This window comes from Collinsella aerofaciens, assembly GCF_015560135.1.
Taxonomy (GTDB): Bacteria; Actinomycetota; Coriobacteriia; order Coriobacteriales; family Coriobacteriaceae; genus Collinsella; species Collinsella aerofaciens_AN.
On record NZ_JADMRH010000023.1, the window covers coordinates 21,949 to 40,542 of the forward strand.

Annotated in this window: 12 protein-coding genes and 1 tRNA gene; 4 read left to right on the forward strand and 9 right to left on the reverse strand. The window is 58.8% G+C overall.

Annotation, left to right across the window (positions count from 1 at the left end):
* Positions 1 to 50 precede the first annotated feature (50 nt).
* The 4 genes from I2H19_RS08670 to I2H19_RS08685 all read left to right on the forward strand — a co-directional run bounded on the left by I2H19_RS08670 (position 51) and on the right by I2H19_RS08685 (position 4,725).
* Complete coding sequence (locus tag I2H19_RS08670) at positions 51 to 2,429, forward strand: PTS transporter subunit EIIC (protein ID WP_229089869.1); 2,379 nt, start codon at positions 51 to 53, stop codon at positions 2,427 to 2,429.
* Between the two features lie 125 nt (positions 2,430 to 2,554).
* A complete protein-coding gene (locus I2H19_RS08675; protein WP_271745840.1) occupies positions 2,555 to 3,568 on the forward strand; it encodes a polyprenyl synthetase family protein in 1,014 nt (337 codons plus the stop codon).
* Positions 3,569 to 3,706: 138 nt separating this feature from the next.
* Positions 3,707 to 4,612 (forward strand): peptidoglycan-binding domain-containing protein, encoded by a 906-nt coding sequence (locus tag I2H19_RS08680; RefSeq protein ID WP_195622398.1) that lies wholly within the window; start codon positions 3,707 to 3,709, stop codon positions 4,610 to 4,612.
* A gap of 38 nt (positions 4,613 to 4,650) precedes the next feature.
* Positions 4,651 to 4,725 (forward strand) — tRNA-Gln (locus tag I2H19_RS08685).
* Between the two features lie 302 nt (positions 4,726 to 5,027).
* On the opposite strand, the gene I2H19_RS08690 is transcribed toward I2H19_RS08685, so the two are convergent.
* From I2H19_RS08690 to acpS, 9 genes are all read right to left on the reverse strand, one after another.
* Positions 5,028 to 6,398, reverse strand: a complete 1,371-nt coding sequence (locus I2H19_RS08690; protein WP_195622399.1) for an ATP-binding protein — start codon at positions 6,396 to 6,398, stop codon at positions 5,028 to 5,030.
* A 359-nt stretch (positions 6,399 to 6,757) separates the two neighbouring features.
* A complete protein-coding gene (locus I2H19_RS08695; RefSeq protein WP_195622400.1) occupies positions 6,758 to 8,941 on the reverse strand; it encodes a hypothetical protein in 2,184 nt (727 codons plus the stop codon).
* Positions 8,942 to 9,124: 183 nt separating this feature from the next.
* On the reverse strand, positions 9,125 to 11,014 hold the full coding sequence (locus tag I2H19_RS08700; protein ID WP_035137768.1) for a carbon starvation CstA family protein: 1,890 nt from the start codon (positions 11,012 to 11,014) through the stop codon (positions 9,125 to 9,127).
* Positions 11,015 to 11,538: 524 nt separating this feature from the next.
* Positions 11,539 to 13,923, reverse strand: a complete 2,385-nt coding sequence (gene tsaD, locus I2H19_RS08705; RefSeq protein ID WP_195622401.1) for a tRNA (adenosine(37)-N6)-threonylcarbamoyltransferase complex transferase subunit TsaD — start codon at positions 13,921 to 13,923, stop codon at positions 11,539 to 11,541.
* Entirely contained in the window at positions 13,910 to 14,416 is a 507-nt protein-coding gene (tsaE, locus tag I2H19_RS08710; RefSeq protein WP_117735673.1) for a tRNA (adenosine(37)-N6)-threonylcarbamoyltransferase complex ATPase subunit type 1 TsaE, read from the reverse strand. Before tsaE ends, tsaD begins: the two co-directional genes overlap by 14 nt.
* A gap of 12 nt (positions 14,417 to 14,428) precedes the next feature.
* On the reverse strand, positions 14,429 to 15,049 hold the full coding sequence (locus I2H19_RS08715; protein WP_006235848.1) for a uracil-DNA glycosylase: 621 nt from the start codon (positions 15,047 to 15,049) through the stop codon (positions 14,429 to 14,431).
* Positions 15,050 to 15,057: 8 nt separating this feature from the next.
* Positions 15,058 to 16,203, reverse strand: a complete 1,146-nt coding sequence (gene alr / locus I2H19_RS08720; protein ID WP_035137770.1) for an alanine racemase — start codon at positions 16,201 to 16,203, stop codon at positions 15,058 to 15,060.
* Between the two features lie 2 nt (positions 16,204 to 16,205).
* On the reverse strand, positions 16,206 to 17,822 hold the full coding sequence (locus tag I2H19_RS08725; RefSeq protein ID WP_082222952.1) for an NAD(P)H-hydrate dehydratase: 1,617 nt from the start codon (positions 17,820 to 17,822) through the stop codon (positions 16,206 to 16,208).
* Complete coding sequence (acpS, locus tag I2H19_RS08730; protein ID WP_006235843.1) at positions 17,823 to 18,362, reverse strand: holo-ACP synthase; 540 nt, start codon at positions 18,360 to 18,362, stop codon at positions 17,823 to 17,825.
* Positions 18,363 to 18,594: the final 232 nt, after the last annotated feature.

Here is an 18,594-nt window from a genome sequence, read left to right on the forward strand (position 1 = left end):
TTGGCGGGGCAATGTTCGCGCCCGCCATGCTGTTTTCTATATCGGGCCTCATGGTCGGCGTCTCCGCTCTCGCAACGACTGCGGACATCGTCGGCGATCTCGCCGTATACGGAACCCCTTGGTACGTTTTTTGGACCATCATCCAGCGCGGCTCGTGGACGGTCTTTAAACGCCTCCCGCTCCTTTTTGCCGTAGCGCTGCCCATCGGTCTTGCCCAAAAACAACCGGCTCGTTGCTGTCTCGAGGCTCTCGTCGCCTATTTTGCCTACTGCTTCTTTTTGAGCGAGATCATTAAGCTGAGCGGAGACAACCTTGGACTTGAGTACCCGTCATCTTTGACCACCGCCAGCGGTATCACCGTCATCGACGGCATCAAGACGCTCGACACCGGCATTATCGGCCCGCTGGCGGTATCGGCAACCGTCGTCACCATCCATGACCGCTTCTACGATGCCAAGATTCCCGATTGGCTCGGCACCTTCTCGGGCTCCTCGCTGGTCTACCTCATCAGCTTTTTTGCCGTGTTTGCCCTTGCCGCTATCTCGGCCGCCATCGTGCCCTACGTATACGATGTAACCGATACGCTGCGTCACACGCTTGCAGGCGTCGGTCCCTTTGGCGTGGGCATCTTTGTCTTTTTAGAACGAGCGCTCGAGCCCATGGGGCTGCACCACCTGCTCTACATGCCGATCTACTACGACAACCTGGTCATTAACGACGGCATCTACGCCACGTGGAGCAGCTTGCTCCCCATCCTCTCCCATAGTACGCGCCCCCTTAATGAGCTTGCGCCGTGGGCCGGTTTTACCGCCACCGGCTGGGTCAAGCTCTTTGGCCTTCCTGCCATCGCGGCTGCGTTCTACTCCACCGCAAAACCCGAGCTCCGCGCCGGCCTCAGGGTCATCCTTGTTCCCGCCATCATCGCCTCGGTGGTTTGCGGCGTTACCGAGCCACTCGAGTTTCTCTTTATGTTCACCCACCCCGGGCTCTTTTTGCTCTACGCCGTCTTATCGTCTTGCCTTGCCACAACCATGAATCTCTTTGGCATCGTCGGCATCTTCTCGGGCGGCCTGATGGAGATGGCAGCCTTCAACTTTATTCCGCTCATGCGCACGCATGCCGGTGCCTATCTTTTGGCGCTCGGTATCGGCCTTGCCTTTAGCCTCATCTTTTTTGTTAGTTTTCGAGCACTCATCTTGGTCTATGACCTTAAGACACCGGGCCGCGAGGATCATGTTGCCAATCGCGCGGCAATCGATTGTTTAACGGGAAGCGACTTTGCCAAAGAGCAATCTCCCAATGACGAGGTCAATAGTCGATCCGATCAAGATCACGTCCTCGCTGAGCGGGTAATTCAGCTTTTAGGTGGCGTTGGCAATATCGTGGGCGCAACCAACTGCGCCACGCGCCTGCGCGTCGAGGTCGCAGACCCTTCCATCGTTGCAGATAACGCGTCGTTTGTCGCGGTGGGCGCCAAGGGCCTCATCATTACGGGCAAGACCGCCCAGGTGATCATCGGCATCTCCGTTCCCCGCGTTAAAGAGCATTTTGACCAGATCATGGGCCTCGAGCCGGAATTTGTGCCCACCACCTCGGCCTCCCCTGCCGCCAGCGCAGCCCATAAGCGCGGCGATATTTGCTTCTTCGATATCGACGGAACGCTCGCCTGGCAAGACCCCAGGCTCGCCCAAGACCTTCCCGAAGACGAGCGGGACCTCTCCCCCTATCCCAACGAGGCGGTTTCGCAGGCAATCCGCGAGTTTGTCGCCAACGGCAACATGGCCTTTATCTGCACGGGACGTACCCTGAGCTGCATCCACCCCAAACTTCTTGAGCTGCCCTGGACCGGCATCGTCTGTCTTGCGGGCGGTTACGCCGAGATCAACGGACACACAATTCGCGATCTGTCGATGACGCCCAGTATGCTGCAGCGTCTTGCCCCCTACCTTGAGCAATCGGGCGAGGTCATCCGCTTTGAGGGCCTCAACGGCGTCGTGCGCATGAGTGCCGATGCCACCGATGCTCCCGGATACGCGCGCACCCTGGGCGACGCAGTCACGCAGCTGCAACATTACAGTGTCTACAAGATCTTGATGTCTACATCGCTCGCCAACCACATCGCTCAAGATAAGGCACTTGAGCCGCTGCTGTGCTTTAACGAGCTCGAACTCGAGGTAACCGAAATCTCGCCCCGCGAATGCACGAAGCGCGGGGGCATCCAGTCTGTACTCGACGCCCTCGATCCCCACCACGGAACCGTATACGGCATCGGCGACGCCAGCAATGACGTCTCGCTGATGAACGCCGTCGATGTCGGTATCGCCATGGGCAATGCACCGGACTATCTCAAGGATAAGGCCGATTACGTGACCGACACCGTCGATCACGACGGTGTCGTTGCGGCGCTCGAGCATTTTAGGCTGATTTAGGCGCGCTCCATCAAACGCACGCCCGTTGTCCCAAATCGCCAAAACTGCCGCGCCAAACGCCCTAATGTGGCAATATGTTGTCTGCATATTGCATCAACGCAACCTCAGAAAGAATGCGAGAACCCGTGTCCAGTCCGTTTACCAGCTTTTTAGCCCAGCACTTTGACCAGATTAACGACTATCTGGCCACGTTCTTTGACGGACAGGCGACCTCTGCCGATATCGAGCGCTACCTGTATGCGCCGCTCTCGGCTTTTACGGCCAACGCCGGCAAGCGCCACCGCCCGCTTATCTGCATGCTCGCCGCAACCGCAGTGGGCGGCAGCTTTGAGAGCGCCCGCAGCGCCGCGGCAGCTATCGAGCATTTCCAGTCGGGCGCGCTGATCCACGACGACATCGCCGACAACGGACAGCTTCGTCGAGGCAAGCCCTGTATGCACCTTACCGAGGGCACGGGCCTTGCCATCAATTGTGGCGACCTGGCGCTCACCATGGTCACCAAGACGGTTCTCGACGACCCTACGCTGGAGTCCGACGTGAAGCTGCGCGTGCTCCACGAGCTTACCGAGATGATCGTCCGCACCATCGAGGGTCAAGCACTCGACCTGGGTTGGGTCCGTGACGGGCGCTTTGATATCTCGGTTGATGACTACCTGGACATGGCGACGCACAAGACCGCGTTTTACAGCGGAGCCACGCCGCTTGCCGCCGGAGCCATTATCGGCGGCGGCAGCGATAAGCAAATCGAAGCGCTGCGCGCCTTTGGCCTGCACACGGGCCTTGCCTTTCAGATTCAGGACGACCTGCTCAACCTTGTCGGCACTAAGGAAGCCGCCAACAAGGACTTCCGCACCGACATCACCGAGGGCAAGCGCACGCTTGTCGCCGTACATGCCCTCTCTGATGAGCGCCACCACGACGAGGTCGAGGCGATCCTTTCCTCGGGCACCGATGATCCCGCGCAGCTCGCACGCGCCGTGGAGATCTTCCAAGAGACCGGCTCCATCGATTACGCCCACACTTACGCGCTCGACCTGACCGCTAAGGCCAAAGCGGCCATCGAGAACGTTGAGCTTGATCCGCACGCACGCGAGCTGTTCCTCTCCATGGCAGATTTCTTTGTGGAGCGTCTTAACTAACGGGGGTTATAAAACCTGTCAGCAGCGTATTTAGGCACAACTTGCTACACTGTTGAGTGCATGTTTATGCATCCCTTTGCGTTGTCTATCCGACAGACGCTCAAATAGTACGAATGGTACGCCGAAAGGGGTTCGTTCATGGAACCTATTACAACGGGCATGCAAGGAGCAGCCGTCGAGGACGTGCAGTCTCGTCTCCTGCAGCTCGGCTACACGATTGATGCCGCCGAAGTCACCGACAAGTACTTTGGAGCCACCACTGAGCAGGCCGTCAGCACCTTCAGGCTCGACAGCGGCCTTGCTGCCGGTCATACCGTCGATATCCCCTGCTGGAGCGCCCTTGTAGACGCTTCGTATAAGCTGGGCGACCGCACTCTCTATCTGCGCATGCCCAATTTCCATGGCGCCGATGTGCAGGCCCTGCAGCGCGCTCTCAACGTTTTGGGCTTTGCCTGTGGCGAAGACGACGGCTACTTTGGTCCGCATACCGAGGCCGCCCTGCAGCAGTTCCAGGAAAATGTCGGCCTGTTTGCCGACGGCATGGCCTTCCAGGACACCTACGCCTATATCAACCGCCTGCACCATGTGTGGGAGGGCAAGCCCTCGGTCACCGAAGCCGAGTCCCGTATCGGTTTTGCTCGCGCCGCCAACGTGCTCGAGCGCTTCCAGATTGCCGTTATCGGCGAGGACCCCATCGCACGCAGCGTTGCGTCGCGCATGTGGAATATCGCCACGGCAACGACCGACAACAGCGGCATGATGCTCTGCGACTCCGAGGTCCCAACCGACGTTGACCTGGTGCTCGAGATCGCAAGCGACGAGCTGCCCGCCGACGCCGCACCGCGCGCCACGATTGCCCTCGCCGAGTGCCACAACCTGGCCCAGCGCATCCGCACTGCCAATGTCGCCGCGCAGCAGAAGCCGGCTCGCATTCGCATTGAGCTCACGGGCATGACGCGCTACAACGGCACTTTCACGGCCAGCGACGCGCAGACACTCGCCGTACGCCTGCTCGACGGCGTTTGCGATGCCCTCGCAGATTAGGTAAACTAAACGAGTTGCTTTTGGGCAACACCACACATTGGGACGTAGTTCAACGGTAGAACTCCGGTTTTTGGTGCCGGCTGTTGGGGGTTCGAATCCCTCCGTCCCAGCCAAAGAAACAAGCCTCTCGAACGCATAGCCGATCGGGAGGCTTTTCTTGTGAGCAAGCGGAGGGATTCGAACCCGCAAGGGTGCGGAGCTGAGGAAACGCGAAGCGTTTTCCAGCGCAGCACGCAAGGAGCGAAGCGACGCAGCGGAGCGCGGCCGCCGACCAGGCGGACGCGGAATCCCTCCGTCCCATACCAGCAACGGGCTCCCCACATCTCGACTTACCAGCCAAACCGGCACTTAGGGACGTTCCTAAAGTGCCGGTCATCAACATGGTGCCGTGCGGCCCCGGCGGGCCGGCGTAGCATTACAGACCAAGCGACCATTTCCATGCGGGAATAACCTCGATGACGCCATGCTCCGTTTTGATCTGGGTCGCCTCGCGCAGCGTGATGATATTGGCATCCTTGATACCGGTTTTTACCATAGCAACCTCAAGGGAACCAACTTCACGCCTGCGCGTTTTCTCTGCCGTCATATCGACTGTCACCTGGTAAAGCGCGTATGGTTCCGATGCCAAAGCGTCGCCGACCAAGAAATCAACTTTTTCTCGTGCTTGCGTTGGAGCCGTAAATGAAGTCACCGTTTCCAACCGGCCGTTTGCCGTACGGCGCATGAGTTCAGCATAAATCGCAGTCTCCAAACGCTTTCCTATATCCTGCTGATTAGCACGCGATGTTGCATATGCCATCCCCTGGTCGACGGCATAGACCTTGTCTGTTGTCGTTGTCTTAGGAGCCAAAGAAGTTGAATACTCCGGAAGTAATCCAATGAGATGAGCCTGCTGGAATAAACGAACGAGTTCGTTTATTTTTTCCCATGACGCTCGATATCCGACAGACTTTAAGGCTTCCAACAAACTGTTAACCGAAAGGTCGCAACCCGTGTTTCGAAGGCAGAAGAGCCCTACTTGGTTGGCAATAGCGATATCCGTGCGCCCGCTCCGCTCGAGAATGTCTCGTGCAACAACATCTCGCAAATAGGCTTGAAGCATCTGAATACGCGAACCGGCATCAAGCTCCTGAACCCCAGGAAAGCCACCCTCTATGAGATAACGGTCATATGCCGATTCCAGATCAGTTCGCCGCTGCGGAGAAACAGCTGGAGCCCCAGCACTAGTAGACATATCCGGCGTTTCAATGTGATGAAACGCACAATACTCGCGGAATGAAAGCGGATGCATAGCGTGCTCTTGCGAGCGACCGCGAAACTGCGTCGCTATTTCATCGGCAGATAGTTTTGAGGACGATCCGGTGATAACAAGCGTTACGCTCTCGTGCTCCGCCAAACGCTGACAAACGCCCTGCCAGCCATCGGTCTCCTGCACCTCATCCAGAAAGAGATAACAGCCTTTCGTTCGCGCTGAGGGAACCTGCCGCCAATACTCTTCCAAAATGTCGCTCATGAGCGTGTCCGGCGCCGGTCGAAGACGGTCATCAGCAAAATTGAAATAGAAGATACGCTCGGCATCGACACCGCGATCGATAAGGCGACGAATCCATTGAAACGCATAGAACGTTTTGCCGCAGCGCCTGATACCCGTGATGATATGGACAAGATTGAACGGCTTTGGCTCAGGAAGATTACCGATGACATCGTCTCGATGCACGACATGAGGAATCTCAAAGGAACGGGCCTCGGCAACAATCTCCGCAATACTCAACGCTGTAGGTGCCATGATGCTCTCCTTTCAACATCTTGAGTATATAACTTCTCGTCCTGCACGAGAAGTTATGACCGAAACTTCTCGTCCTGCACGAGAAGTAGAAGGTGGATTTTCAGGCATGTCCCAAAAATCTACCCCCAAAAGACAAGCGCCCCAAGCCCATTAGGACCAAGAGCGCCTTACATCTAGAAATATCAGCCCAGTTCCGAAAAGCGAGCCGCCTTCTACAAAGTGCCGTGTGGCCCCGACGGGCCGGGCATTAAGTTTGTCGCGAGTTCCGCACGCAAAGAAGGCCACTTAATGTGGCCTTCGTCTTGCGCAGGACTGCAGAGCAGCAAACTTAATGCCCGGCCCGTCGGGGCCACACGTCCCTAGTTGTTCAGCATGCGGTCGAAGCTTCCCGAGTCGCCATCCCGATAGTCGGCAGTCATCAGAATCTCCTGTGGAATGCGTCCGCCCTCGCGCAGCACGTTGCGGAACTGCACGCGCGTGACCATGGGCAGATCCTTGATCGTCGCCGCCAGGTTCTGCGGCACACCCTGGTTGGCAGCTGCGGGTTCGCACTCTCCGCCGGCCTTCACGCGACGCTTGTGCTCGGCAAGCATGGCGCGATACATACCGGCATGCAGGCGAATCTCTACCACATTGGCGTTACGGGTCTGCTCGACAATGCGCGCACCCTCTCGGTCGATGTCGCCCACGTAGTAGACATAGTTAAAGCGATAGCCGATCTCGGCCAGATAATCATCCAGTGCGTGCGAAACGCTCGCCTTGCAGCCACCGCCAAAGATCACGCCGCCCACCTTGGTGCCAAAAAGCTTGGCGTGCTTGCGGCCGCGCAGGAGCTTGACGATTTCGTCATAGGTGTCTAGGTTCTCGACCATAATGAACGGCTTGTCGGCGCCCAGCGTAAAGAAACCCGTAAAGTGCACGGGGCGGTTGGGGGCGACCTTAATCGCCTGCATGCTGATACCTTTTTCGGTCATACGCCGAATCAGGCGCTCGCCGTGCTTGCCGTCAAAGGCCTTCTCATCGTTAAAAATCTGGTAGGCGCGCTGGCGACGCGAAGCAACCGGCGTATCGGCACCTCGGTTCTGCTCGATCCAAGCCTGGATGATTGCAATCTCCTCGGCAATCTTGCGGTTGGACATCTCGTTGTGCTGGGTGCGCTGCGGCGCCTTTTTGCCGTCCTTGCCCTCGACCTTAACAATTTGAGTCTGCTGCTCCTTGATCTTAGAGAGCGCCGTAGGCGTAGGGACAACTTTGAGCAGCTGCCTGCCCAAAACGCGGGCAAGGGCAAACGCCGATACCTCGCCGTGGACGGTCGACTTGGGCTGCTGGGCAGCAGTATCTGCTGCGGCAGACTCCGGCTTCTTCTGAGACTTGCGCTTAGAATCGCCTTGGGAATTGCGCTCGCGCTTCGGCATAGGCGCCTGCTTCTGCGGACGATTGGACTTGCTCTCCTTCGCCGGCTGGCGCTTAGGCTGCCCCGAAGAAACCTCGACCTTCGCATCCTCGTCCTGCGGCGTGGTCTTCTCGGCTGCAGTCTCGGCATGGGAACTGCGGCCCCCACGATGGCGACGGCGGCGAGGCTTGCTCGACGTGCCCCGCTCCGCCTGCCCATCAGTAGGCTGCTGGCCCTTGGCCTCGGCATCAACCTCAAGCTGCGGCTCAGCAGGCTTCTGTTCGCGAGCTGCCGGCTCAACGGCCTTCTCGGCCTTCTCGCCCTGAGTGGTCGAAGCCGGCTCGCTCTTCTCCTGACGCCTTACGGGATACGCGCGCCCCGCAAAACCACGTCCGGGACGGCATGAACCCGGAGCCTTCTTGGCAGACTCCTCAACATCGTCTGCAACCTCAGAAGACTCTTCAACCTCACGCGCGGCATCCTGCTGTGCAGCCTTAAAGTGAGCACCGCGACGGCGCTTGGGCTCTTGGGCCTCCACGGGCTTTTGCTCCTTCGTGGGCTTCTGCGACTCGGCAGCAGCCTCGGTCTCAACAGTCTCGGCATCCGTCTCACCCTTTTGAGCAACGGCGCGACGGAAGCGCTCCTGCTGGGCGCGGCGCTGCGCATCGCGCTTGCCACCCCCGCCAAAACCGCCGCGTCCTGCCTTGGCCGTAAAGGCACGCACGACGTTCTCATCGAGCAACTCATCGGTATCGACATGCTCACGCGGAGCAGTTTCTTCCACAGCAGGCACGTCAGCGGAATCCTCGACGACAAAATCCTCGACGGACTCGGCAGGCTGCTCCTGGGCATCGCGGATCTCGGCATTGATGGTATAGAACGCCGGGCGCCCGTTAATGCCGCTACCCTCGATCTTGGTCACGATATTTGCCGCGATAAGTTCATCGCGCATCGCCTTGGTGTCACATTCCTTATCGACGGAGCGGAAAATTTGCGCCAGCGCACTCGACTTAATCTTGAGCGCCTTGCGGCAGAGCAGGTCGTAGGCAACCAGCTTGGCACGCTCGGCAGAAAGCGACGTCTGGCTGCTCAGACGTTCAGCCAGGGCATCGACATTATTTTGGTTATCGGAATATACCGTCTTGGCCACGGGGCCCCTTTCATATGTACACATATACGTTTATATGGTACAACGCGCGCCCTTATCCACGCAAAACATCTGCGAGAACACTCGGGCGTCGCCCGCTTTTGCATGAAAAAAGACCGAGTCCGCGTCGTTGCGGACCCGGTCTTTCCGAGTCATATGGATGGAACGGCTAGCCCATCAAGCTGACTAGGCCTTGGCAGCCTCGGCGTCGACAGGAGCCTCGGCGGCAGCGGCGCGGCCGTACTCGGCCTTGCCCATCTCGGACCACTCGGGCTCCTCGTCGGGCATGGAGCCAGCCTCCTTGCCGAAGAACTCCTTGAGGCAGTTGACGGCGACGATGAGACCCAGGACCATCAGCAGGACGGCGAAGACGAGCTGCAGGCCCTTGGTGGCGGCGACGGAGACGGCGGCCGTGGTGGCAGTAGCCGGGATGGTACCGAAGAAACCGTAGGCCTGGACGGCGGTCATGCAGCCCATGGCGCTCTGGACCAGCGAGGTGAAGGTGCAGCAGAGCAGGAAGGCGACGGGCACGTAGAGCATCCAGCCCTTGCGGCCGGTGCACTTGCAGAACACGGCGAGGGTGATCATGGTCATGCCGCCGAGCAGCTGGTTGGAAGCACCAAAGAGCGGCCAGATGTTGGCATAGCCACCAAAAGCGAGGGCGAGACCGGGAAGCAGGGTAACGACCGTGGCGAACCAGGGGTTGCCGAGGACCTTCATGTAGCCGGCCTTGGACTCGATGGCCAGGGCATCGTTGGTCTGGGCAAAGAACTCGGAGAACGAGGTGCGGGCGATGCGGGCGACGGCGTCGAGCGAGGTCAGAGCCAGAGCGGAAACGTTCATGGTCATAAAGACGGTAGCGAGCGTGCCGTCAACACCGAAGGCCTGCATACCGCGGGAGATGCCAGCGGCGAAGATCTGGAACGGGGTGGAAGCGACACCGGCGTTGAGGACGCCGGTACCGGCGGTGTTCATGTCGGAGAACATGATGCCGGCGACGATGATGGCAAGGATGCCGACGAAGGACTCGACGATCATGGCGCCGTAGCCGACCTTGACGGCGTCCTGCTCCTTCTCGACCTGCTTGGAAGAGGTGCCGGAAGAAACGAGGCTGTGGAAACCGGAGAGAGCACCGCATGCGACGGAGACGAACAGGACCGGGAACATCATGCCGGAGGCAGTGGAGAAGCCGGTAAAGACCGGAGCGGTGATAGTGGCCTGACCGTTGACGCCCAGGACGACGATGCCGAGGACAGCGCAGACGATCATGACGATCATCATGATGGAAGTGAGGTAATCGCGCGGAGTCTTGAGCATCTGGATGGGCATGGCGCCAGCGAAGACCAGGTAGACCATGACGACGGCGAACCACTGGAACTTATCCAGGTAGACCGGGAACTGCATACCGACGGCGAACATGAGAACCATGAGGACCACGCCGGTGACGAACTCGGCAGCGCCGGTGAGGTTGAACTTCTTCTGGGCCCAACCAAAGGCGATAGCGACGAAGGTGAACAGGATGGAGATGGTACCAGCGCAGCCGGCGGCATAGGACTTGGTGAAGTCGATGGCACCGGTAGCAGCACCAGAAGCGTCAACGGCCGGGGTGAACATGAACGTCTTGCAGACCATGTCGGTGAAAGCGGCGATGACGATGATGCAGAACAGCCAGCAGAACAGCAGGAACAGGCGACGGCCGGTCTTGCCGATGTACTTCTCGATGAGCTGAGCGAGCGACTTGCCGTTGTTCTTCATCGAAGCGTACAGGGCACCAAAGTCGTGGACGGCACCAAAGAAGATGCCGCCGACGAGGACCCAGAGCACGACGGGCAGCCAGCCAAAGGCCATGGCGACGATCGTACCCGTGACAGGGCCAGCACCGCAGATCGAGCTGAACTGGTGCGAGAACGCGGTGAAGGCGGAGACGGGCGAGAAGCTCTTGCCGTCCTTCATGCGCTTGGCCGGCGTGAGGGCCTCTTTGTCAACGCCCCACTTGTTGGCCAGCCATCGGCCGTAGCCCAGATAGCCGCAGGCAAGCACCGCCGCAGCCACAACCATGAGCAAAACTCCGTTCATTACATTTCCTCCTCTAAAAAGAACTTCCTAGACATAAAAAAATGAGGGCCGTCGGTTGCGCTCGACGGCCCTCATCTTCATCAGCCGCCCGTTATCGTACGGGCCAGCTGTATGTGCTAACCCGCATCAGATAATTACTACGCTGATAATGTTTAGCTGATGCGTGAACATGTCTAAGAAATCCTCTTCGATCATGATGTGAACGATCCGTGCGTGTTCACATCCCCCAGTGGTTGAAAAGGAGTATGAAACTTTAGTTACCTAAAGTCAACGCAAATTTGTAATGAATTTTCAACTTTTTTGGATTTCTCGGTATCAAACGCCACTGACCTCGGACTTTACCCCACGACAGTTTTTGCATGAGAGATGCCCCTGAGAGCCGCGGGAGCCGGGCGGCGCATATGAACTTTATCGCGAGTTCCGCACGCAAAGAAGGCCACTTAATGTGGCCTTAGTCTTGCGCAGGACTGTAAAGCAGGAAACCTTATATCCGGCCCCTCCGTCCGGGGACCGCGCCGTACCAGCTACAGCGTCATGTTTGGATCGGCGTCGACATCGAACGGCGAGATTTCGCCTCGGTCGAATTTACGGCGAGCGACCTCCGCGATCATGGCGGCGTTATCGGTACAGGCAGACAAGGGCGGCACCGTTACGCGAATCCCCTGACGCCCAAGCTTCTTGATCATCATCTCGCGCAGATGCGGGTTGGCCGAGACGCCGCCACCGATGCAGTATTCCTTGCATCCGGTAGCGTGCAGCGCGTTTTTGGCCTTCTTGTACTGCACGTCAAAGACAGCTGCCTCAAACGAAGCTGCCAGATCGGGCAGGTGAATCGTGCGCCCGGCCTTGGTCTCCTGTTCAATGTAGAGCGTCACAGCGGTTTTAAGGCCCGAAAGCGAGAAGCGATAGTCTCCCCTGCTGTTAAGCGCACGGGGGAAATCGATCGCCTTGGGGTTGCCCGTCTCGGCCAGCTTGGAAATGATGGGGCCACCGGGATAGCCCAGACCCAACGCCTTGGCTACCTTGTCGAAGGCCTCGCCCACAGCGTCGTCGAGCGTCTCACCGAGCACCTCGTAGTCGCCCCACGCCTTCACGTGCACGAGCATGGTGTGCCCACCCGAGACAAGCGTGAAGATAAACGGCGGTTTGAGGTCGGGTTGCGCCAGCAGGTTGGCAAACAGATGCCCCTCCAGATGGTTGACGCATACGAGCGGCTTACCGGCAGCGTAGGCAAAGCCTTTGGCAAAGGCAACGCCCACCACGAGGGCGCCCACCAGGCCCGGACCCTGTGTCACGCCCACGGCGGCAAGCTCGCTGGGAGCAATGGCTCCACCCTCAAGACCAAGCGATGCTGCGGCATCCTCGAGCGCCGCATCCACGACACTCACAATCACCTCAACGTGTTTGCGCGAGGCGATCTCGGGCACCACGCCGCCAAAGCGGGCATGAAAATCAATCTGTGTCGACACCTGGTTGGCCAGCATATTGCCATCCGCATCGATAATCGCCACGGCCGTCTCGTCGCAGGAACTCTCGATAGCGAGCACCAGGCGGCGGCGCTCAATTTCGGCGCGCTCCCCCTCGGAGCGCCCAGGCGCAGGCAGCGGCCATACGCGTTGCTCGGCTGCCGTCGGCTCGGGCGAGGCGTTATCGACCGGAAGTACGAGGGGAAGTGGGGCCGTCATGACGATGGCGTCTTTGCCGACACCGTAGTAGCCACGACGACGACCCACCTCGGTAAAGCCCAGAGCGGCATAGAGCGCAATCGCGCCCTCGTTGCCGTCCTCGACCTCGAGCGAAGCCGTGGTGCAGCCGAGCATCTGGGCATCATAGCTCACATGCGACAGCAGCTTGCGGGCAATGCCCTCACGGCGATGTGCCGAGTCGACGGCGACATCCAGAATCTGCACATCACCGTCCACGACCATACCGCCGGCAAGGCCCAGCAGCTTGCCGTCGTCGTGTGCCACCCACCAACTGCGCGGCGCAGCGACGTCCTCGCCCAGTTCGGACAGGAACATGCCCGGCGTCCACGCCTCGTGTCCGGCACCTTCAAAGCAGGCAGCCTCTAGCGCGCTCGCGCCCTCGGCATCCGCCGCGCCCATGGGACGGAACTGCAGATGACGACCGGCGAGCTCATCGGCAACGCCCGTAATTTCGCTCTGCGCACTCTCGGCAAGACCAAGACGCTTGCGCTCGTTTTCCTCGGCATCCGAAAGGCGCGTGTAAATCGGCAGGACGCGAGCCGGATCGCCGTCACCCGCAGCGTGCACGAGCAGCAAGCCCTCGCCCGAAGGCCACCACAGGTCGCGCTCCACGCAGCGGGCGGTCTCGTCCTCACCCAGCAGCTTGCCATAGCGCACGAGACCGTCACCGGTCAGCTGAACCTGGTCCCAGTCCGCTGCTCGGCGCCACTCATCGAGCGCCACGGCGGCCTTGACCACGTGTTCGCGCTCAAATTGACGCTCGGGACCCTCATCGCCCAGCATATATAGTGCCGGATATACCTCACCGCGCATGGCATCGGCCAAGATACCAAGCTTGCCGCGCACGCCAGCCTTCCACGCCGTCCAAGCGCAAGCGTCGAGCGTCGACACGCCCAGCAGTGGAACATTGGCACCGCGCGCGAGGCCCTTGGCAGTGGAGATGCCGATGCGCACACCCGTAAACGACCCCGGGCCGCGGCCGACCACGTAGTAACCAACATCGCTGCGATCCAGACCGGCTTGAGCCAGCACGCCATCAACGGTATTCACGAGCTCAACGTTGGCGTGACGGCGACACATGTGGTCGCCACTCACGAGCTTCGTCTCGCCCGTCTGCCCATCAATCCAGCTTGCCGCGCAGGCAAGCATGTCGGTCGAGGTATCGAGCGCCACCACCAGCGCGTTGTCGTTATGCAAGCTCATCTTGTACAGCCTTATCAATCAAATGGGAAAGCTCCATTGCGCGGTCACCGTGTGCCTCGAGCGTTATCGTTCGCACATCGCTGTCGCCCTCATCACGCTTGAGCGTCACCGAAAGATACTCATCCGTCAGCTCGTCCTGGAATTGTTCGCCCCATTCCAGCAAGCAAGCACCCTCATAGCCCAGCACATCGAAAATGCCCGTATCCTCGAGCTCGTAGGCATGCTCCAGGCGGTATAGATCAAAGTGAAACAGCGGAATACGACCTTGATCGTGAACGGCCATGAGCGCAAACGTAGGGCTCGTAACCATATGCTCATCGCCCAGCCCGCGCGAGACGCCCTTGGTAAAGTGAGTTTTGCCCACTCCCAGGCCACCGGTCAGGATGAGCACATCGCCGTCCTCAAGGCACGGTGCAATTAGCTCGCCAAAGTACTCCGTATCGGCAGCGCAAGTCGTTTTGTAAGTACCTACCCCCAGGCGCTCCAGGGACATATATGCTCCTTATTATTCCGAGGCGTCCTCTGGTGCGGGATGTCGCTCCAGATAGTCGCCCAGCATCTTAAAGTCTTCCTCCAGCAGCTCCTGCCACGCCGGATTGCGCAGCGCTGCTGCCGGATGGAACGTGGGCATTACTACAAAATGCCCCATCTGGTGGAACCTGCCGCGCAGCTTAGTAATGCCAATCTCGGTCTTAAGCACAAAGTGCGTCGCGGGGTTGCCGAGCGTCACGATAATATCGGGCCAGATGCTTCGAATCTGCTCACGCAAAAACGGCGAGCAAGCCAGCACTTCCTCGGGACGCGGATTGCGGTTTCCCGGCGGGCGGCACTTAAGCACGTTGGCAATGTAGACGTCTTCGCGTTTGAGGCCCGCCAGCGACAAAATGCCGTTGAGGTCCTCGCCTGCCGCCCCCACAAAGGGCTCGCCCTGCAAATCCTCATTGCGGCCCGGCGCCTCACCAATAAACATCACGCGAGCGCGGGGGTTTCCCACGCCAAACACGATATTGTGACGCGACTGGTAGAGCTGGCAGAGGTGACAATCGCCCAGAACGGCCTCAATTTCCTCGAGTGCGACCTCACGTGGTGCCTGATGGGTATGGCCGGGGATGTGCATGACGCCCATAGCGGCTCCTACACGTAGACCTTGTCGAGACGCATGCCAAAGCCGCAGGCGACCTCGTAGTTAATCGTTCCGCGCAGTCGGGCCATCTCGTCCATAGTGATCTCGGCATCGCCATCGCGGCCGACAATGATCATCTCGTCACCATACTCGGCCTCGGGAATCTCGTGTGCCGGGTTGGACTGAATGGCGACCATAAACTGGTCCATGCAGATATTGCCAACCTGATGCACACGCTCGCCGCGATACAGCACATCCATACGATTGGAAAGCGTACGCGATAGGCCATCGGCATAACCGATCGGCAGCGTGCAGATCTGAACGCGCGTACGCGGTACGCGGTAGGTAAAACCGTAGCCCACGCCCTCACCCATCGCAGGGTGTGCCACGCGCGTCACACGCGCATGGACGCTCATAACGGGATCAAGCTGCATCACGCGGCCACTCAGCTCGCACGGCTGCATGCCATACAAGCCAACGCCGGCGCGGATCATATCAAAATGCATCGAGGGGTCGAGCATCGAGGACGGCGTGTTGGCGCAGTGCACGATACCGCACTCAAAACCCGCATCCTTAATGGCCTGAACGGCCTCGGTAAAGCGCTGACACTGCAGCTTGTAGTCCCAGCCCGAAGGTTCATCGGCCGTGGCGAAGTGCGTAAATACGCCGTCGCACTGAATACCGCGATGGAAATTTATACCGCGGACAAAGTCGAGCACCTGCGTGTAGTGAACGCCGATACGATTCATGCCCGTCTCGATGGCGAGATGATACTTGCCCACTTTGCCCGCCGCGACGGCACATTCGCCATACGCAAGAGCAAAGTCAGACGTATAGACCGAAGGCATGATATCAAACTCGAGCAACGTCGGAATGGCCTCGATAGGCGGCTCGCTTAGGATGAGGATGGGTTTCGTAATCCCGCCCTGTCGGAGCTCAACGCCCTCGTTAACCGTCGCCACGGCAAACATGTCGGCACCGGCCGAATACATGATCTTGGCGCACTCAACAGCTCCATGGCCATAAGCATCGGCCTTGACCACGCAGCACAGGCGCTGACGTGGATTCAGCAAGTTCTTATAGGCCCTCGTGTTGCGACGGAGCGCCCCGCGGTCGATCTCGACCCAGGACCAGCGCGTCAAATCTGCTTTATTCATGATTAGTCATCCGACCCTTCGTCCATGATTCCCAGATCTTCGAGCGCATCCTTTGCCGCCAGTTCCATGGCCGGACCGATCAAGTCGATAAGATCGGTCGCGATGACGCTCTTCTCACCATACTCCGTCGCCGCGGCAAAACCGGCGTAGCTGTGAAGTGCGACGGCGTACGAATACAGCAACTCCCAACGATCCATCTCGTCGCGCATGGTGGCAAGCGTGCCGGCCAAAATACCCGCGAGGACATCACCCGAACCGGCAGTTGCCAGAGAAGCCGGACCCGAGAGCGGCAGCAGCACACGCTCAACGCCACAGATAGCCGTCGTCGGCCCCTTGGCAATGACCACCAGATTGTCAGAGCCTGCAGCCCAGACAACCTTCTGCGCGGCTGCAATCGCAGTACCAAGGTCGTTCACCTCGTCACCGGCAACCAGACGCGAAAGTTCACGATAGTGCGGCGTCATAACCAACGGCTGCTCGCGACGATACATCTCGGGATTACTATCAATACCGTCAATGGCAATCTTAGCAAGGCAGTTGAGTGCATCGGCGTCCAAGATAAGCGGCACATCAAGCTCGAGCAAGCCCGAAACCACCTGCATAGCGCCGGCAGATGTCGTCATACCGGGACCGCACAGTACACAGCTGTACTTCTTTGCAATCTCGCACACAGTCATGCGCGCAGCGGCGCCAAAGGAGCCGCGGGAATCAGACGGAATAGCAAAGACGGGAATCGAAGGAAGTGCCATGCGAATAAGATTGGCGCAGGCGTCAGGAGCCGCGACTGCCACGTAACCAGCACCCGCGCGAGCTGCAGACTTGGCCGCCATAATGGCAGCACCAGGATATTGCGCAGATCCGGCGACAATAAGCACAGAGCCACGGGAATACTTATCGATATTCGTAGGTAGTGGGGCAAAGTAATCAACTAAGTCACCGGGCTCGACAATCTCGGCGGCGTGGTCGACATCATCGATGACCTCGTCAAGACGGTCGTAAAGATTGCCGCAGATCAAATCGCCAGCATACTCAGGACCATCAGCGCTATACAGACCAATCTTGGGCGCAATCATCGTCACCGTATGCTCGGCACGAATGCAGTCGTCATCAACAACGCCCGTCTCGGCATTCAGGCCCGAAGGAACATCAATGGATACGACACAATCGGCGCATTCATTGACCGTAGGAATCCAGATGGAGAACGGCGCACGCAGATTTCCGTGGAAACCGGTACCAAAAATGGCATCGACAACAACATCGGCCTTATCGATCAAAACCTCGAGTTCGTCACGAGAGGGGCCGACGCAAACGTGCACATCGCGGCCGGCAGTACGACGAGCAACATGACGTGCCAGAGCAGCAGGAATCTCATCCGGCTCAACCGGAGAAACGATATCCACGTCCACACCCTTATGGCTCAGGATATCGGCAGCAACCCAACCGTCGCCGCCATTATTACCAAAACCGACCAGAACGAGAACCCGATCGGGATTGAGCTTCAAGACCTCGTTGGCGGCAAACTCACCCGCTAGCTCCATAAGCTCGGCCTTCGAAGTCCCTTCGCGTTCGATGATATCCTCGAGACGAACGACTTCTTCGGTACTCAAAACCGGTTTCATCTATGCTCCTAGCGTATCTTGCGAAGCATCGCCCAGGTGCTCCGTCAATGCTGAATTCTGCAGCTGCTCAAGCTCATCTAAAACAGAGCGAGCCTCTTTAAATGTCTGCGCTACGCGTTTCTTGGTGCTCACCTTTTCCTCTTTTGGCTTAGGCCGAGCATCTTCGGTAATCGCGATGGCATTCGCAACGGCCAAGTCTCCTGTAAGCGTAATGGAAAGAGCGACCTCAACAACACCCAGTTCTTGAGCGATCTCGAGAGCACGGCCCGAAAGCAGCGCCTTCGGTTTGCCGAGTTTATCACGCGTAACCGAAACATCCTTGCGACCCACGCCTTGACTAAAACCCGTGCCGAGAGCTTTAAGTACCGCCTCGCGCGAAGCAAAGCGGCTCGCATAGTGAGCAGCGGGACGCGATGATGCATCGCAATACGCACGCTCTTCTTCGGTAAACACACGCCGAGCAAACGACGGCGTCTTTTCAAGAATTGATTTCATACGGGAAATCTCGACGATATCAACGCCGATACCAGCTTCAGCCATGTTCACCTCCATATCGCACAGACTAAGTTATTGTAGCCCGTTCACAGAAGATGCGACAAACGAGGGTTATAAAACACAGCTACTATGTGAGACAAAAGCCCTTAAACGCAAAAAAGGGGGAGGCCGCGAGGCCTCCCCCTTCCAAGTTCAAGCGTACGGCTCGGTGCCGTCCACCGGTCAGCGGCGCCCTGGCCTCCCACGGGCTGACCCCGCAGTACTCTCGGCGCGATGG

Bases quoted from the DNA above. Each gene is read 5' to 3' on its own strand.
- I2H19_RS08670 (WP_229089869.1), top strand. From the start codon at position 51: ATGGTCGGCGTCTCCGCTCTCGCAACGACTGCGGACATCGTCGGCGAT.
- I2H19_RS08700 (WP_035137768.1), bottom strand. From the start codon at position 11,014: ATGAACGGAGTTTTGCTCATGGTTGTGGCTGCGGCGGTGCTTGCCTGC.
- tsaE (WP_117735673.1), bottom strand. From the start codon at position 14,416: ATGTCCCTGGAGCGCCTGGGGGTAGGTACTTACAAAACGACTTGCGCT.
- I2H19_RS08690 (WP_195622399.1), bottom strand. From the start codon at position 6,398: ATGGCACCTACAGCGTTGAGTATTGCGGAGATTGTTGCCGAGGCCCGT.
- I2H19_RS08725 (WP_082222952.1), bottom strand. From the start codon at position 17,822: ATGAAACCGGTTTTGAGTACCGAAGAAGTCGTTCGTCTCGAGGATATC.
- tsaD (WP_195622401.1), bottom strand. From the start codon at position 13,923: ATGAGCTTGCATAACGACAACGCGCTGGTGGTGGCGCTCGATACCTCG.
- I2H19_RS08715 (WP_006235848.1), bottom strand. From the start codon at position 15,049: ATGGGCGTCATGCACATCCCCGGCCATACCCATCAGGCACCACGTGAG.
- acpS (WP_006235843.1), bottom strand. From the start codon at position 18,362: ATGGCTGAAGCTGGTATCGGCGTTGATATCGTCGAGATTTCCCGTATG.
- alr (WP_035137770.1), bottom strand. From the start codon at position 16,203: ATGAATAAAGCAGATTTGACGCGCTGGTCCTGGGTCGAGATCGACCGC.
- I2H19_RS08680 (WP_195622398.1), top strand. From the start codon at position 3,707: ATGGAACCTATTACAACGGGCATGCAAGGAGCAGCCGTCGAGGACGTG.